At 64.2% G+C, this 14,041-nt stretch carries 25 protein-coding genes; 16 read left to right on the forward strand and 9 right to left on the reverse strand.

Annotated features, from left to right (window positions below; genetic code table 11):
* Nucleotides 1-4: 4 nt before the first annotated feature.
* The 4 genes from ABMY26_RS06855 (at nt 5) to ABMY26_RS06870 (ending at nt 2,445) form a co-directional block, all read left to right on the forward strand.
* Nucleotides 5-349, forward strand: a complete 345-nt coding sequence (locus tag ABMY26_RS06855) for a hypothetical protein (RefSeq protein WP_372395178.1) — start codon at nt 5-7, stop codon at nt 347-349.
* A complete protein-coding gene (locus ABMY26_RS06860) occupies nt 346-990 on the forward strand; it encodes a hypothetical protein (protein ID WP_372395179.1) in 645 nt (214 codons plus the stop codon). Before ABMY26_RS06855 ends, ABMY26_RS06860 begins: the two co-directional genes overlap by 4 nt.
* 2 nt (nt 991-992) lie before the next feature.
* Nucleotides 993-1,478, forward strand: a complete 486-nt coding sequence (locus ABMY26_RS06865) for a discoidin domain-containing protein (RefSeq protein WP_372395180.1) — start codon at nt 993-995, stop codon at nt 1,476-1,478.
* Between the two features lie 106 nt (nt 1,479-1,584).
* Nucleotides 1,585-2,445, forward strand: coding sequence for a hypothetical protein (locus ABMY26_RS06870; RefSeq protein ID WP_372395181.1), 861 nt, complete (start codon nt 1,585-1,587; stop codon nt 2,443-2,445).
* A 146-nt stretch (nt 2,446-2,591) separates the two neighbouring features.
* Here ABMY26_RS06870 and ABMY26_RS06875 read toward each other — a convergent pair whose 3' ends face one another.
* On the reverse strand, nt 2,592-2,729 hold the full coding sequence (locus tag ABMY26_RS06875; RefSeq protein ID WP_372395182.1) for a hypothetical protein: 138 nt from the start codon (nt 2,727-2,729) through the stop codon (nt 2,592-2,594).
* Nucleotides 2,730-2,798: 69 nt separating this feature from the next.
* On the opposite strand from ABMY26_RS06875, the gene ABMY26_RS06880 reads away from it, so the two are divergent.
* The 4 genes from ABMY26_RS06880 (at nt 2,799) to ABMY26_RS06895 (ending at nt 4,388) form a co-directional block, all read left to right on the forward strand.
* On the forward strand, nt 2,799-3,386 hold the full coding sequence (locus ABMY26_RS06880) for a glycoside hydrolase family 108 protein (protein WP_372395183.1): 588 nt from the start codon (nt 2,799-2,801) through the stop codon (nt 3,384-3,386).
* Between the two features lie 239 nt (nt 3,387-3,625).
* Nucleotides 3,626-3,829: a hypothetical protein gene (locus tag ABMY26_RS06885; RefSeq protein WP_372395184.1), complete on the forward strand. Its 204-nt coding sequence runs from the start codon at nt 3,626-3,628 to the stop codon at nt 3,827-3,829.
* The gene (locus ABMY26_RS06890; RefSeq protein ID WP_372395185.1) at nt 3,826-4,140 is read left to right on the forward strand and encodes a hypothetical protein; all 315 of its coding nucleotides are present in this window, start codon (nt 3,826-3,828) and stop codon (nt 4,138-4,140) included. Before ABMY26_RS06885 ends, ABMY26_RS06890 begins: the two co-directional genes overlap by 4 nt.
* The gene (locus ABMY26_RS06895; protein WP_372395186.1) at nt 4,122-4,388 is read left to right on the forward strand and encodes a hypothetical protein; all 267 of its coding nucleotides are present in this window, start codon (nt 4,122-4,124) and stop codon (nt 4,386-4,388) included. The genes ABMY26_RS06890 and ABMY26_RS06895 overlap by 19 nt, the downstream gene beginning before the upstream one ends.
* A gap of 186 nt (nt 4,389-4,574) precedes the next feature.
* Here ABMY26_RS06895 and ABMY26_RS06900 read toward each other — a convergent pair whose 3' ends face one another.
* The 8 genes from ABMY26_RS06900 to ABMY26_RS06935 form a co-directional block, all read right to left on the reverse strand.
* Nucleotides 4,575-5,273, reverse strand: coding sequence for a DUF3102 domain-containing protein (locus ABMY26_RS06900; protein WP_372395187.1), 699 nt, complete (start codon nt 5,271-5,273; stop codon nt 4,575-4,577).
* Nucleotides 5,260-5,889 carry a ParA family protein gene (locus ABMY26_RS06905; RefSeq protein WP_372395188.1) on the reverse strand — a complete coding sequence of 210 codons (630 nt, stop codon included), beginning with the start codon at nt 5,887-5,889 and terminating at the stop codon, nt 5,260-5,262. Before ABMY26_RS06905 ends, ABMY26_RS06900 begins: the two co-directional genes overlap by 14 nt.
* A 66-nt stretch (nt 5,890-5,955) precedes the next feature.
* A complete protein-coding gene (locus ABMY26_RS06910; protein ID WP_372395189.1) occupies nt 5,956-6,873 on the reverse strand; it encodes a replication protein RepA in 918 nt (305 codons plus the stop codon).
* 252 nt (nt 6,874-7,125) lie between these two features.
* Entirely contained in the window at nt 7,126-7,638 is a 513-nt protein-coding gene (locus ABMY26_RS06915; protein WP_372395190.1) for an SLOG family protein, read from the reverse strand.
* The gene (locus ABMY26_RS06920; RefSeq protein WP_372395191.1) at nt 7,635-8,120 is read right to left on the reverse strand and encodes an HAD domain-containing protein; all 486 of its coding nucleotides are present in this window, start codon (nt 8,118-8,120) and stop codon (nt 7,635-7,637) included. The genes ABMY26_RS06915 and ABMY26_RS06920 overlap by 4 nt, the downstream gene beginning before the upstream one ends.
* Nucleotides 8,117-8,392, reverse strand: a complete 276-nt coding sequence (locus tag ABMY26_RS06925; RefSeq protein WP_372395192.1) for a hypothetical protein — start codon at nt 8,390-8,392, stop codon at nt 8,117-8,119. The genes ABMY26_RS06920 and ABMY26_RS06925 overlap by 4 nt, the downstream gene beginning before the upstream one ends.
* Nucleotides 8,393-8,405: 13 nt before the next feature.
* A complete protein-coding gene (locus ABMY26_RS06930) occupies nt 8,406-8,843 on the reverse strand; it encodes a hypothetical protein (RefSeq protein WP_372395193.1) in 438 nt (145 codons plus the stop codon).
* A gap of 113 nt (nt 8,844-8,956) precedes the next feature.
* Nucleotides 8,957-9,610, reverse strand: a complete 654-nt coding sequence (locus ABMY26_RS06935) for a helix-turn-helix domain-containing protein (protein WP_372395194.1) — start codon at nt 9,608-9,610, stop codon at nt 8,957-8,959.
* A 147-nt stretch (nt 9,611-9,757) separates the two neighbouring features.
* Here ABMY26_RS06935 and ABMY26_RS06940 point away from each other — a divergent pair, with 147 nt between their 5' ends.
* From ABMY26_RS06940 to ABMY26_RS06975, 8 genes are all read left to right on the forward strand, one after another.
* On the forward strand, nt 9,758-9,898 hold the full coding sequence (locus tag ABMY26_RS06940; protein ID WP_372395195.1) for a helix-turn-helix domain-containing protein: 141 nt from the start codon (nt 9,758-9,760) through the stop codon (nt 9,896-9,898).
* A gap of 68 nt (nt 9,899-9,966) precedes the next feature.
* Nucleotides 9,967-10,128, forward strand: coding sequence for a hypothetical protein (locus ABMY26_RS06945; RefSeq protein WP_372395196.1), 162 nt, complete (start codon nt 9,967-9,969; stop codon nt 10,126-10,128).
* Entirely contained in the window at nt 10,128-10,643 is a 516-nt protein-coding gene (locus ABMY26_RS06950) for a RusA family crossover junction endodeoxyribonuclease (RefSeq protein WP_372395197.1), read from the forward strand. Before ABMY26_RS06945 ends, ABMY26_RS06950 begins: the two co-directional genes overlap by 1 nt.
* On the forward strand, nt 10,631-12,277 hold the full coding sequence (locus ABMY26_RS06955) for a DNA cytosine methyltransferase (protein WP_372395198.1): 1,647 nt from the start codon (nt 10,631-10,633) through the stop codon (nt 12,275-12,277). Before ABMY26_RS06950 ends, ABMY26_RS06955 begins: the two co-directional genes overlap by 13 nt.
* Entirely contained in the window at nt 12,255-12,488 is a 234-nt protein-coding gene (locus ABMY26_RS06960) for a hypothetical protein (protein ID WP_372395199.1), read from the forward strand. Before ABMY26_RS06955 ends, ABMY26_RS06960 begins: the two co-directional genes overlap by 23 nt.
* Nucleotides 12,485-13,387: an FAD-dependent thymidylate synthase gene (locus ABMY26_RS06965; RefSeq protein WP_372395200.1), complete on the forward strand. Its 903-nt coding sequence runs from the start codon at nt 12,485-12,487 to the stop codon at nt 13,385-13,387. The genes ABMY26_RS06960 and ABMY26_RS06965 overlap by 4 nt, the downstream gene beginning before the upstream one ends.
* A complete protein-coding gene (locus ABMY26_RS06970; protein ID WP_372395201.1) occupies nt 13,384-13,533 on the forward strand; it encodes a hypothetical protein in 150 nt (49 codons plus the stop codon). Before ABMY26_RS06965 ends, ABMY26_RS06970 begins: the two co-directional genes overlap by 4 nt.
* On the forward strand, nt 13,530-14,033 hold the full coding sequence (locus tag ABMY26_RS06975) for a hypothetical protein (RefSeq protein ID WP_372395202.1): 504 nt from the start codon (nt 13,530-13,532) through the stop codon (nt 14,031-14,033). Before ABMY26_RS06970 ends, ABMY26_RS06975 begins: the two co-directional genes overlap by 4 nt.
* The last annotated feature ends 8 nt before the right edge of the window (nt 14,034-14,041 follow it).

Genomic DNA, 14,041 nt, shown 5'->3' on the forward strand with positions numbered 1-14,041 from the left:
CGAAATGCCCCAAACACTACGTCTGCGCGCCGATGTCGAGGGCGCGCTTGTTGAGGCCCTGCCAATGCTGCGCGGCATTGATGCTGACGGCGCGCTGTGCTGGCTGATCGCCGCGTCGGTGTGTGATGTGGACCCCATCGGCCCGCTCGCTCTGACGGCCCCTGTGGTCGATCCCGAGACGGGGGAGGTGGTGACGCCCGCCGTTGTAGACGAGCGCTACCATCTCAACATCTATCCGGCCCCGCTCCGGCTTGGCGCTGATCCTGACGCTTGGGCGGCCATCGTCGCCGCCGCTGATCCTTTCACCGTGCCTGACATCGCCAACCCCCGTCGGAGGCGCCAGGTATGACTTATCCTCTCGCAGGCCCCTACAATGCCGGCCTGATGGGTCCGCGCGACAAGCAGAACGCTGACGCGGTGCCGGTCCTCCAGACCAGCCTCGCCACGGCGCAGGCTGGCGTCGCTTCATCGATCCAGCAGGGGCTTCACACCATCTGGCTGCCCGCGATCGGGCTTGTCGGCCGCACAACCAATGGACCGGTCTACAATGCGACGGAGACAGCCACCAACAAGGTGATGCTGGCCGGCTACGACTTTGACCAGTCCACAGCGCATTATGGCCAGTTCACCGTCGCCATGCCGAAAAGCTGGGATCGCGGGACGGTTACGGCGCAATTCATATGGACGGCGACATCTGGTTCCGGCTCCGTCATCTGGGGCATCCAGGCCCTGGCCGTGGGGGATGGCGACGCTTTGGACGTGGCTTTCGGCTCTGCGGTCACCGTGACGGATGCGTTGCAATCTGCGTCGCAGGCCCACCTGACGAGCGCGACTTCGGCCATGACCATCGCAGGCAGCCCGGCGGCCCTGGATACGGTCATCTTTCAGGTCTACCGCGATGCGGCAGCCGGCGGCGACACGCTGTCATCGTCGGCCCGGCTGCTGGGCGTTCGCCTGTACCTGACCATCAACGCCCAAACGGACGCCTGATCATGTTGATCAATGCCCTTGCAATGTCTGCCGCGCTGCCGACGCGACGTGGATTTTCGGCGCTTCGTGTCAGCTGTCAAGGCAAATCTGGACCGAGTCAGACCTATTCCATCAAGGAAATCAAGTTCCTGTCAGGCGGTGCGCAGCTTCCGGCAGTGTCGATGACTGGCGACACCTCGCCGTCTCCGCTTGTGGCTTCTGCTTCATCCTACAATGGGGCTGGATTTGAAGCGTACCGGGCATTTGACGGCGGTACCGGAACATTTTGGGACTCGGGCGTGACCGAAGGATTTCCAACGATCCAGCTTTATTTCGGACCGGGATCGGCCCTCGGCATCAGTGGCATAGTCATGTCATCGGGTTACGGCGGCGGAGCGCCCGCTGGGTTTTATATCGAAGGGTCGCAGGATCTCGCGACATGGACCCGCCTCGCATCAATCTTCGGACTTACCTGGTCGAATGACGAAACCAAGACTATCGCTTGGTAAGTCGTGCGCTTCACGATCCTGGCACCCGCGGGCTTGCTTTTTATCTGATCATCGTATTGAACAGTAGTGATTCTGAGTCCTCCCTAAATCACAGGATGATTAGGTTATGCAAGCCATTTCCATCGTAACCGCCGCCAATGAGACATACAGGGATATACTAGAAGGCTTAATTCTCTCAATCAGAAGCCATCGCCAAAGTCTGGGTGTGCCGATTGTGGTGCTTGACCTGGGGCTGAGCGAAAATACCAAGGCGTGGCTGAATGACCACGGCGCGCGCTGCGTGGTTCCGGACTGGGATTTTGCTTTTAAACAGCAGCCACCTGAGTACTTCAAGGCGATGGCGTCTCGCCCTCATCTCCCGAAATACGTCACTGATGCGGAATTCATCGTGTGGCTGGATGCCGACACATGGGTTCAAGATTGGCGGGGGATTGAATTACTGGTCCAGGGCGCGGCGGCCTCGGGGTTTGCAGCGGTCCCGGAAGTTGACCGATCATACGACCCGATGTATGGCGAAGAGGCTTATCTCAACCACCAATACAGCTGGCTGAGGCAGTGCTTCGACGACAGCATTGCTCGCAAACTCTGCCATTACCCCATCATCAACTGCGGCGTCTTTGCGGCGCGCTTCAATGCGCCGCATTGGGCGGCATGGGCTGATGCACTCGCAGATTCATTTCAACGGATCGTATTGTTTGTCAGCGAGCAAACAGCGCTTAACGTGGTCTTGCGTAGCGGCAGCAATGCGGCCAGCTTGATGCCGGCAAAGTGCAACTGGATCTGCTACCGCGCACAACCCTTCTGCACGCCCGACGGGCGGGTCTTACTTGACCCTCAGATCCCGCATGAGCCTCTCGGAATTGTCCATCTGGCGGGCTACCCCCATGACCAAAAGGGCGGCCCAAGGTGCTTGCGCACCCCAGACGGCGGGACAGTTACGCGTCCTTTGATATATGTGCCCACGTAAACAGGCACGACAACGTCACCACAAAAGGCGCCCACAAGGCGCCTTTTTCATGCCTGGAGGTTTCCATGCCCGAAAGGCCATCCCCGGCCGAGTTGGAGGTGCAGCAGGCACTGGATGCCTGCGGCGGCAACCGAGATGCCGCACTCCTACTGCTTGGCCAGCTCCTCGCAACCGCTCGCCGCGCGATGTGCGGCGGCTTCCTCCGGCTCGGCCAGCCCGAGCCCAAGAGCTGAAAAGAAGAAGGGCGCCAGCAGGCACCCGAGTTGAGGGAGGAAGTCCGACATGCCGTCAGGCCGCCTCAGCTTCCGGTAATCGCCTTTCCATTTCCTCTCTACCCCAATGGGAGAAACCCCATGTCCACCACGTCCACCGACGCGGCGATCCCGCGCGACCCCACCGAAGCCGTCATCGACACCATCCTCCGTCGGGAGGGTTGGCCCTGCTACACCGACCGGCCGAGCGACCGCGGCGGGCCGACCAAGGGCGGCATCACCCTGACGACGCTGACCGGCTGGCGGAAGCGCCCGGTCACGGCGGCCGACGTCGCCGCGCTGGACGAGGACGAGGTGCGGACGATCTACCGCGCCCGCTACATCGAGGAGCCGGGCTTTGCCGGCATCACCGACGGCGCCTTGCGCACCCTGGTGATCGACAGCGCCGTCAACCACGGCCCGGCCCGCGCCGGGGCATGGCTGCAGGATGCGGTCAACGACCTGGCCGGCCGGCCGGTGCTGAAGGTCGACGGCGCTGTCGGGCCAAGGACGTTGGCGGCGGTGAACGGCGCCGACGCGGCCGGGCTGTGGCGCTCTGTCTTCGCCCGGCGGATGCGGTTCTATGGGCAGCTCATCACCGGGGATGCCAGGAAGCGGGGTCGCACCGAGGATGACGCGCTGAACGCAGCTGGCTGGCTCAACCGGCTGGCCGAGTTTATGGAGGTGTGACCGCCAGGAGGTGACGCCACCCCACCTCGTATTCCGTACCCGCTGCCAAGGCGGGATCGGCGAGCCGGCTGCGCTGTTTGCCCGGTCGTCCGGCGATCACGATCTGCGACGTGAGCGTGCTGAGCGTGCGCTCCCCCGCCACTGAACGGCCGAACCGTCTTCGCAGACCGGCACCATACCACGACACCCCGCCCGCGCCATCCCGGCTGCGGGCTTTTTCATGCCCGAAGGAGGGTGCCATGCCCGAAACCGACTGGCGCGCAGCTGCCACTTATGCCGCCGCGCGCTTCTCCGAGCCTTCCACCCGCCTTGCTGTGGGGGCCGTCATATCCCGCATCCTGGGGCACTATACCCCTGAGGATGTGTCCCTCTGGCTGGAGGTGGTCGGCTACGTGATGACGGGGGTGATCGCCGCGGTTCCTGACCGGAAGGTGGCAGCATGACCTTCCTCGCCTCGCTGATTGCCTCACGCTTCGGTCTGGCCGGAATTGTTGCAATGCTGGCCGGGCTGGTCATCGGCGCCCTATGGCTGGACCGCTCATCGCTCAAGGCCGACATCGCTGAGAGAGACGCGCAGATCGGCAAGCTACGGGCCGATATCGAGGCGCAGAACGCTGCCGTTGAGAAGATGCGGGCCGATGCACTGGCAGCGTCACAGGCCGCCAGCGATCGCGCCCGCGACAAACTGAAGCCCCGCCCGAAACCGGCGACCGCCACCGTGAAGGACTTGAACGAATGGCTCACTTCAAAGTGACCCTTGGCGCAGCCCTGCTGCTGGCCGCTTGCGCCTCCGACCCGGTGCGCGTCGAATTGCCGGTGGCTCAGCGCGCCGTCCCGCCGGCCGAACTGATGGCGCCTATCCTGCTGCCGGGGCCGATCTTCACAGCGCCGGGCGCGTCGTCGCTTGCCTGCGTCGATGCTGCCGGCAAGGATGCGCTGGTGGAGCATATCACTACCCTGTGGCAGAGACTTGATGCCTGGGGCGCGTGGGCGGCACCGTGATGTTCTGGGCATTCTCCGGCCGGAAGCCGGGCCGGTGACGATGTCGCTCGCCTTCCTGTCCGGCGCCATCGTCTGGGCGGCGCTGGTCATCGGCCTGATGGGGTGGATGTTCTTCACGCCGATGCTACGTTGAGACGGATGGTGCGCAAGCGCTTACCAAACTCTGTCCCGGGACAGAATTTTGAATCAGTCCGCATCCTCGCCCAGCCGCTCCTGCAACTCTTTGATCTCTGCCTCGATCCTGGCGCGCTGCCCGATCAGCGACGCCAGCCGCTTCCGATCCCGCACACGAGCATCCGCGTCGTCGTCCTGCTGGCGCATGCGCTTCTTGAACTCCTCGATGGCTCGGCGGGTAACCGCAGGCGTGACCAGCCCCTCCTTCAGCGCCACCGGCCGCTCGTGGTCGTAGAGCGAGACCAGCTGGTAGGCGACAGTGTAGTTCGGAGGCAGCGCGTCTGCCGGGTAAACACCTTCGTCCACCGCCCGGGCAATGGCCATCAGCCGGTCTGCGATGTTGTGCGAGAAGGGCAGGCGCTGGGACGTCAGCATCATGAAGTCGCCGTGGGCCAGCTTTTCCTTGGCTCGATTCAGCGCGCGGCCGGTCTCGATGAACGCACGGCCGGCGGCACCCCACAGGCGAACCACCTCGCCGGAGAAGTCATCGACCGTCTCCAGATTGCGCTCGATGTCCAGCACCAGTTCGCCGGTGCCATTGTCCAGCGTTGGTGGCTGGTCAGCCTGCTTTGCGACGCTCGGCAACTTGGTGGCGAACGGGTCAATCTCGCTGCGGATCTGCTCCGGGTCGAACTCTTCCGCCTTGAAGGTGCGGCGCTTGGGCTTGTGAACCACCTCCACTCCGGCCATGGCATTCTTACGCGGCGGCATGGCCGGCCTCCATCAGGTCGGCGATCTGATCGGCCAGGGCGGCAATGTCTTCCTGGACGGCTTTGTCAGCAATCGGCACGCCTGTATAGGACGCCTGCTGGTAGGCGGTCCGCATGGGGATGTCGACCGTCAACATGGGCACCTTGAACACCGCCAATTGGTCGATCGTCTCCGCCGTCACCTGGGCGCGTCGGTTCACCTTTGTCAGCAGGGCAGCGTGCGGGATTGCGCGCCCTTTGATCTCCTGGGCCTGCTGGATGATCATCTGGGTCTTGACCGCCTCGATCACGTCGTTGCGATCCGGACTGCATGGGATGATGACCACGCTGGCCGCCGCGACCGCATACAGCATCCCGCGGGTCAGCACGCCGGCAACGTCAACCACGACGATTTCCGCCTCGGACTGCGCTGCCTTAATCGCCGCCAGCAGCCCTTCCTCCTCGACCACCTCCACCGGTACGTCGGATTTGCTCAACCGCTTGACCAGATTCTGGTTGGGGTCGCTGTCGATTGCCTTGACGGTGTGACCCTCGCGAAGGAAGTGGTGAGCAATGCAGGCCGCGGTCGTGGTCTTGCCCGGCCCTCCCTTAGTTGATGCAAATACGAATACAGCCATGGTGTCCTCGTGGTTGGGTCTCGTTTGGCATCTGGCGACCGAGGCGCTCTTGGCATCTGGCGACCGTTAGGCCGCGGTCAGCTTCGGTACCGGTGGCGGAGACGGGATCAGAACGAGACCGTTCGTGTCAAGATCGACGCGCGCCTCGGGGTAGGCGGCCAGGGCCGCCCGCAGGCTTTCCACGAAGCGCGGCTTGAAATGCTTCATCTGGGCGAATCCGCCGCCGAATTGCTGGTACAGTGCCGGCCATGATATAGGCATGGGCTTCGATAGGCTGTGCAGCCGGTAGGCCAGCCACACATAGGCGTCGAGCGCCATAGACTGCGAACACAGCTCCTTCAGCGCGGTATCGCGCACCGGCACCGGGTGATCACGCAGGGCAGAGTAGAAGCCCTCCGACAGATGGACGACCTCTTCGAACAGCTTGCCTTGCCGGCCGTCGGCCGCCTCGCCGCCGAGGTTGAACGCGCCGTCGACTATGCCGAACTGGACGTGGTCGGCGCTGTCGTTCCAGTCGAAGGTCAGGATGCAGCGGCTGATGCGCCGCGCTTGATCGCGGATAGCGGCAAAGCTAGTGCCGCCCACCGACACGCCCATGCGTCCGAACCACTCGTTCATCGACCTGCCGAGCACCACCTCACGTGTGCTACGCTTCAGGGCCTCGGACTGGAGATAGAACAGGATCATCCGCGCTCTGGCGCCATATGGCACGCCGATTGGCACGGTTTTGCCCTGGTCCCGGACATGGCCTGGAGAGATCATCAGCGTCACGCGGGCACCAGGCCGGGTCCAGACCTCATCGGCTGGGCGGGGCTTGTGCGGCAAGCTGGTCAGGCAGAAACCGGCATAGGTGATGCCGATGGCAAGCCGCTCCTCCTCCATCAGGGCGGCGGCGATGTCGACATAGCGCCGCTGCTCGGCGGGCACCATCTCCCGGGCACGCTCGGCACCGTGATGAATGATCAGGTCGTGGATTTCAGCCATGGCTAACCTCTCAGTCCGATGGTGCACATCGAGCCGTGTCGGGTCAATTTGGCATCTGGCGACCATGCGGATTGGCATCTGGCGACCGGTCTATTGGTAGTTACTAGAGATCTTCTATTAGTATGGTCGCCAGATGCCAGTGGAGGAATCGGGATTCGGCCGATTCGGCGGTCGCCAGATGCCAAGAATGGGTCGCCAGATGCCAATGGATAAACGCGACGGTCGCCAGATGCCAGGGGATAAGTGCCGTGACTACTGCCGGTCGCTAGATGCCAAACGCGAATCGGAGTCGTTCAGTCGAAGCCACTCGTCCCACAGATTCTCGATCGGCCGCTCGACCCTCTCGGAATACCAGCAGCAGTTGGCCGTCCCCCCGCGCGATCCGTCCCAGAGGGCCAGCAGTAGATCGCAGCGATCCACCATCCACTCGTTCCGCACCTGCATCTTCCAAGGCTCGTAGCCGCCGGGCGACACCACCACGACATCGTCGGACAGCGTCAGCAGGCGACGGTAGTAGGCCTGGGACGGCGCCGGCCATCGGCTCTCCTGGGCGTCACACGGGACGGCGGCAGTGAATGGGATGCCGGCCAGCACTGCCGTGTGGGCGAGCGCCAGATCCCACCCCAGCGCCATGCCGCTGATCACGCGCGTAACATCGGGCCGGGCGGTCAGCCAGCATGACGCCAGCATCAGCAAGCGCGCCTGGGTGGCGCGGCCGAAGCCGCCCAGCTTCTGCGGGCGGTGTCCGGTGCCGGCGACGATCATGCTGCAGCCGGCAGGCGCTCGCAGAGCAGGCGCATGTTGTCGATGTCCAGCAGTTGGCCGACTTTCTTGAGGTGCTCCTTCATAAGCCCGTCCTGCATGGTGCAGCGGACGGCGCCGTCGAGCACGACGTCCTCGTCGTCGATGGCGACGTAGTGGGCCACTTCGGGGTGCCGATCCAGCCAAGACTGGATCTCCATCGTGCGCCCGGTCGGCCCATCGCGGTGTGGCCCGGTCGACCAGTCCTCGTGCAGATGCGCCGGGCATATGCCGTTGCAGGCCAAGCCGGCGACCATGCGCTCGCGTCCGTGTTTGCGCCAGGTGCTGGAGATTACCAGCTTTGCCGGCGCAAGGTGCAGCAGACGCAGCACCATGGCGACCGCCACTGGATCGAACCGCGTGACCAGCGTCCCGTGGTTCTCCGGCAGGAGGTAGGCGCGGCCGGGGATCATCGGGCCGTCGATGTCGAGGAAGATGACCTTCATGGCTGAATGACCTCCAGCTCATTGCGCTCGAACATGGGATCGGCGCCGATGAAGCATTGGGGGCCGAAGATGTGAAACACCTCCCAGGCGGTCATCTGGACCCGTCCGTCCGGCAGCGGCTTCGGCATGCTCTCGTCGTCGGCGATCTTCCGACTGAAAGGCGAGGCCGCATTGCAGAGCCGCGCCTCACGGGCGAGGTGGTCGCGCAGGTGCCGCTCACCGCTGACGGTCAGGCGAAAGCGAAGCTGACCGTTGATGTTGAAGGTGGTCATGGCGTCACCTCCTTCACGCCGACATGGCGGCGCTGAAGTTGAACTGTCGGAAGGCGCGGGCGGCGACCGCCTCCTCCATCGCGCGAGCGTGTTCGCGCAACCGCATGACATCACTCGGCTTTCGCTCGCGAACCATGCGGGACGGCGCCGCGAACGCGGTGGGGCACGGGCGCGGGCTCATGCCGCTGCGTCGAGCCTCCTCCGCCAATTCGGCCGCCGTCCAGCTTCGAGTTGATGGCTTGGAAGGGGAGGGGAGGGAAGGGCGGGGCAGGGGGCGCGGGGCGGTGGGCTTGAGGCCGTACCGGCTACACCACTTCTGCGCCCAGCGCTCGGACAGTCCGTAGAACTCGCCGATCTGGGCGTAGGTCGCCCCCGGCACCGAGCACAGGATGGCCAGATCTTCCCTCGTCGCGCCGTTGTCCGGCGCGCCCTTGCGCTTGCCCTGCTGCATGTCGTGGTCTCCGATGGCCCGGCCGGCGATCTCTCCAACTCGGCGGGGCGCGATGTTCGATGACCAGAGACTATGACAAATAAGACTATTTATGCAAGAGAAAAAACAGGAGGCTACAGAGCCTCCTGACTCCCGACGACCAGATGGACCGCCTCGACGTCGTCAGCGGCGAACTCGCGCTCGCCCTCGGTGTAGGTGCTGAGCAGCAGCGAGCCGTTAGCCCACCCGCCGAACTCGGCCACCATCCCCGCGCCGTCCTTCAGCATCACCACCACGGCGGCGCCGGGGGCGGCAGTGCGGCGTGGGTTGACGTGCAGGTGTTGGCCAGGCCGGTACCGCGGCATCATGCTGTCGTCCGGCATCACCAGCACATAGGCATCCTTCACGCCCGCCAGATAGTGAGGAGTTGGATAGGCGCCGGCATGGTCGCTGTCGAGCAGTACCGGGCCGGGCTTGCCGCGGTAGGCAAAAGTCCGCACAGGGATGGTGGAATCCGCAGGAGCAGGCACCTGGGTAGGTGCTTCCCGGCCCTGTGTGATGGCGTTGACGATCTCCCGGTCTTCCTTAGCAAGAAAGAGCGCAGGATCCTTGCCCAGCACCTTGCCAAACTTTGTAGCCCACTCGGGCGAAATGCGGCGCTCGCCGCGCTCCATCTTGGCATAGTTCGACTGGGTGGTGTCTGTAGCGCGAGCCATTTCTACCTGAGTTAGGCCCTTTTCCTTGCGTGCAGCAATCAACTCGACCGCTTCCCTCGGAATACTAGTCATTGCGTTCTCCGATATTAATTAAGCCTGATCAACAGGTTGTTGGTCAGAACTTAGTACAGAGCGTCATAGTTTGCAATGGGGGGTGAGCGCAATGTCTCATCCGAAATAGTCCTTTCAGTCATAAAATGTCTGCGCTACATCGGATGCATGAACCTCGACACGTTCCTGCGCCAGAAGCAGATGACCGAAGTGCAGTTCGCGGAACGCGCCGGCATCAGCCAATCGGCCGTCAACAAGTATCGGAACAGCAAGCGCGTGCCACGCCCCACCACCCAGGTCAAAATTTAGCGCGCCACCGACGGGGCCGTAACGGTGCTCGACTGGCTGCCGGCTGAAGCCGTCGCGGGACTGCCGAAATGAACGCCCGCGAGAAAGCCGCCGCGGAGCTGGAGATCACCGATCTGGTGAAACGGCTGCAGCAGATCGCCGACGGCTCCCCGAAGGCGACACCCAACGAGCCGGCCGACATCCGGGCCCGGATCGTCTCGCTGCGCGCCGGGCTGGCGGGAGGGCGGTGATGCTCCGCATCCGACTGGACGGCGATCTGCAGGGGAAGGGGAGGCCCCGCTTCGACACGCGGACCGGCCGCGCCTACACGCCGGGACAGACCCGCACCTACGAATCCGACCTGCGTCGGACGGCCCAGCACGCGATGCGGACGGCTGGCCTGTCGGTTATTACCGGACCCGTGCGCGTGTGTCTGCTGGCCGAGGAAGAGGTGCCGGAAAGTTGGGCTCGCTGGAAGCGCGACGCCGCGCTGTTGGGTCTGATCCGGCCCACCGTGAAGCCCGACGCGGACAACATCATCAAGATGCTCGACGCTCTGAACTCAGTGAAACACAAGATCGCCGGCAAGCAGGTGACCGAGGATGTAGTCTGGTCCGACGACGCCGTCGTGGTCGAGATCCAGTTCGAGAAGCACTATTCCGTCACCCCCGGCCTCACCGTGACCGTAACCCCGCTGAACGCGGCACCGGCGCAGATTACGCGAGCCAACCAGTTGCCGAATGGGGGCGCAACATGCGCTTCTTGAGCGTGTGTAGCGGAATTGAGGCGGCCAGCGTCGCCTGGGAGCCGATGGGCATGCGGGCTGTCGCGTTCGCTGAGGTCGAGGCATTCCCCTCGGCCGTGCTGGCGCACCGGTTCCCGCACGTCCCGAACCTCGGCGACATGACCAAGATTGATGGAACAAAGTATAGAGGCGTAGATGTAGTGGTTGGTGGATGTCCATGTCAGTCATTTTCAGTCGCGGGACTCCGAAAAGGTCTTGAGGACGCACGCGGAAATCTGACAATCAAATTTATCAACATATGCGACGATGCGGACCCCGATTACATTGTCTACGAGAATGTACCGGGTTTGCTGTCTTCTAAGGACAACGCCTTTGGATGCTTTATCTCTGGACTGGCGGGAGGAGACGCCCCCGCCGAACCCGGCCCCCGCCCCGCCGCTGGAAAAAACGGGAAGTTCTGGCGCTGGAACAAAAAGTTGGGAACACACGTTCCAAAGTGGAGTGTTGCTGGTCACGTTGTTGGACCAAAGCGGATCGTCGCGTGGCGATGTCTCGATGCCCAATTTTTTGGCCTGGCCCAACGAAGGCTCCGTGTGTTCGTTGTCGCATGTCCTCGAAACGGGGCCGATCCACGCTCGATATTGCTTGAGCAAGAAGGCGTGCGCTGGAATCCTCCGCCGCGCAGAAAAGCGGGGCAAGAAATTGCCGGAACAATTGATGCAGGCTCTGGAGGCGCAGGCGAAAATGACGCCAAGGACGGAAGACTCGTCATCCACGGACGAGCCGGAGGAGTAACTGAATTCCTTCCCCAGTCCAGCCGCGTCTACCTGCCGGACGGCGTGGCTCCCGCCATCCAGGCCGTCCACCAGCGGGGAGGAAATCACGCGCCGCAGGTGCTGGCGTTCGGCGGCAATAACACCGCCGGCCCGATCGACGTGGCGACCGCCGTGAACGCTCACAGCGGTCCGCATGGGCGGCTCGACTTTGAGAGCGAAACGTTCATCGCGCAGCCGCTGCCGTTTGATACTACCCAGATCACCAGCCCGAGCAATTTCAGCCACCCCAAGGCCGGCGACGCTTGTCACCCGATAGCCGCGTCCGCTCACCCTCCAGCAATCGCCTACCGCACCAGCGGCAACTGCGGCGCTTGGGAAACGGGCGACCGTGTGGATGCGCTGACGACCGGGACCGACCCCAACAGCCACTTGGTCGCGTTCTCCTGCAAGGACTATGGCGCCGACGCGGGCGAGCAAGCGGTTGTGACCTTCCAAGATCGCTTTCGCGGCGATGACGGTCGCGGGTATGGCCGGCCGCCGTCAGTAAGTACCGAGATCGTCGGCACTTTGGAGACGGTGAAGCAATGGAATGTCGCCACAGCGCACATCGTCCGCCGCCTCACCCCAACCGAATGTGAGCGACTTCAAGGTTTCCCAGACGGTCACACCGACATCATCTACCGCGGCAAGCCGGCCGCAGATGGCCCGCGCTACAAGGGCATCGGCAATTCCACGCCAACCCAGGTGATGCGCTGGATTGGCCTGCGCATCGTCGCGAGCTACTGGCGCCAAAAGTCGGCTGCGCGTCGTGCGCAGTCGACCGCCTGCCCACCACACCCAACCAGGGACCAACACCATGAAGCGAAGCCACGCGGCTGATCGCACCCTGCTGCACGCGGGCATGCGAGACGGTAACCACGTCTGGACCGGCGGCGGCATGCGCCGCGCCAACAAGTATGCCGGGGTGGGCGCCAGCGTGCCCGGCAGCTTGCGGCGGGCTGCGCAGCGGATCGGCGACGAACACGGCCTCACGCCCCAGCAGGTGATTGCCGGCGCGAACCGGGCGGCGAAAGGCGAGGTGTCGGAATGAGCATCTCCGCCACCGTCGTTGCCGACAGCATAAGCGACCGAGGGATCCGCATCACCACGATGCACCTCGTTTACCAGCGCTATTTGCTGCCGGAGATCAACACGCACCGCGCGTTCAGCCGCAACACGCGGTCGAGCCGCGCCGTCCCAACCGCCGTCCTGCTGAAGGAGATCCGTGAGAACCCGGCCATGCCGGTCCACTGGGGCAAGAACCAGCCCGGCATGCAGGCATTTGAGGAATTGCTGCCGGCCGATAAGGCTGATGCCATCGACCAGTGGCGCTACGCCGCCCGCATGGCCGCCCGCAATGCTGAAGCCCTTGCCGGCGTCGGCGCCCACAAGCAGGTCGTCAACCGGCTGATCGAGCCGTTCACCTGGGCGCATACGCTGGTAACCGCCACCGACTGGGCCAACTTCTACGCGCTGCGGCGACATGCCGACGCCCAGCCCGAAATCCGCGTGCTGGCGGACGCCATGTGGGAAGCACAGCAGGCCAGCATGCCGCGTCTGCTGCGGCCTGGGCAATGGCACACGCCCTACGTGGAGCAGGACGAGATCGGCCGCATCTTCGCGTCCAAACTCTGCAATTACGACAATTTCGATGAGCAGGACGGCTATCGGGCCTTCATCCTGCCGCTGTCCGTCGCCCGCTGCGCCCGCATCAGCTACAAGCCGTTCGACGGCGCTGCGGACATCGAATCCGAATTGGCACGAGCCGACCGGCTGATCGGCAGCCAGCCGATGCACGCCAGCCCGGCCGAGCATCAGGCCACGCCTGACGTCGATCTGCATGGTGGGGCGGGTACGCGCCCGCGCTGGGGCTGCCGCTATCTCCAGGGCAATTTCACTGGCTGGCTCCAGTTCCGCAAGACCCTGCCCGGCGAGCGCGTGCCGGGATGAACCGCTTCATCATCCACTGCTCCACCTACGTCGGCATCGTGCTGCTGATTCTCGCGGGCGCCTGGACGGCCGGTCGGTTGCACAGCGTTGCCTTCGGCAGCAAGCCCGTCCCGGTGGAGCGCATAACTCACAGGAGCGCGCAATGAGCGCCATCAACGATATCGCGGCCGAGCGCCGTCGGCAGATCGAAGCCGAGGGCTGGACGCCCGAGCACGATGACGAGCACGACAACAGCGAGATGTCCCGCGCCGCGGCGGCGTACGCCCTGTCCGCCAACGGTGACAAGACCAAAGCTCGCTTCATCTGGCCCTGGTCGGCGGCTTGGTGGAAGCCCACCGACCCGCGCCGCGATCTGGTCAAGGCTGGCGCGCTGATCGCGGCCGAGATCGAGCGGCTGGACCGTGCCGCCGGCGTTGCCTCCACCGAGCCGGGGTGGGTGCGCGTCGACGATTTCCGCGGGGAGCCGGGTACCGGCCCGCTGGCGTGGTGGGTCAACGAGAGCGGTCGCATCGAACTGGACGAGGTGCTGCTGGGCGAGCAGGGCGAAGTCGTCGGCAAGGGTGGGTGCGGCGCGCGCCTCTGCACCCACGTCCGGCTCGCTCTGCCGCACGAGATCCCGGCCCCGCCGACCACCACCCGCGCCTAACCCTTTTT

This window comes from Azospirillum sp. HJ39, from assembly GCF_041507355.1.
GTDB lineage: Bacteria > Pseudomonadota > Alphaproteobacteria > Azospirillales > Azospirillaceae > Azospirillum > Azospirillum thiophilum.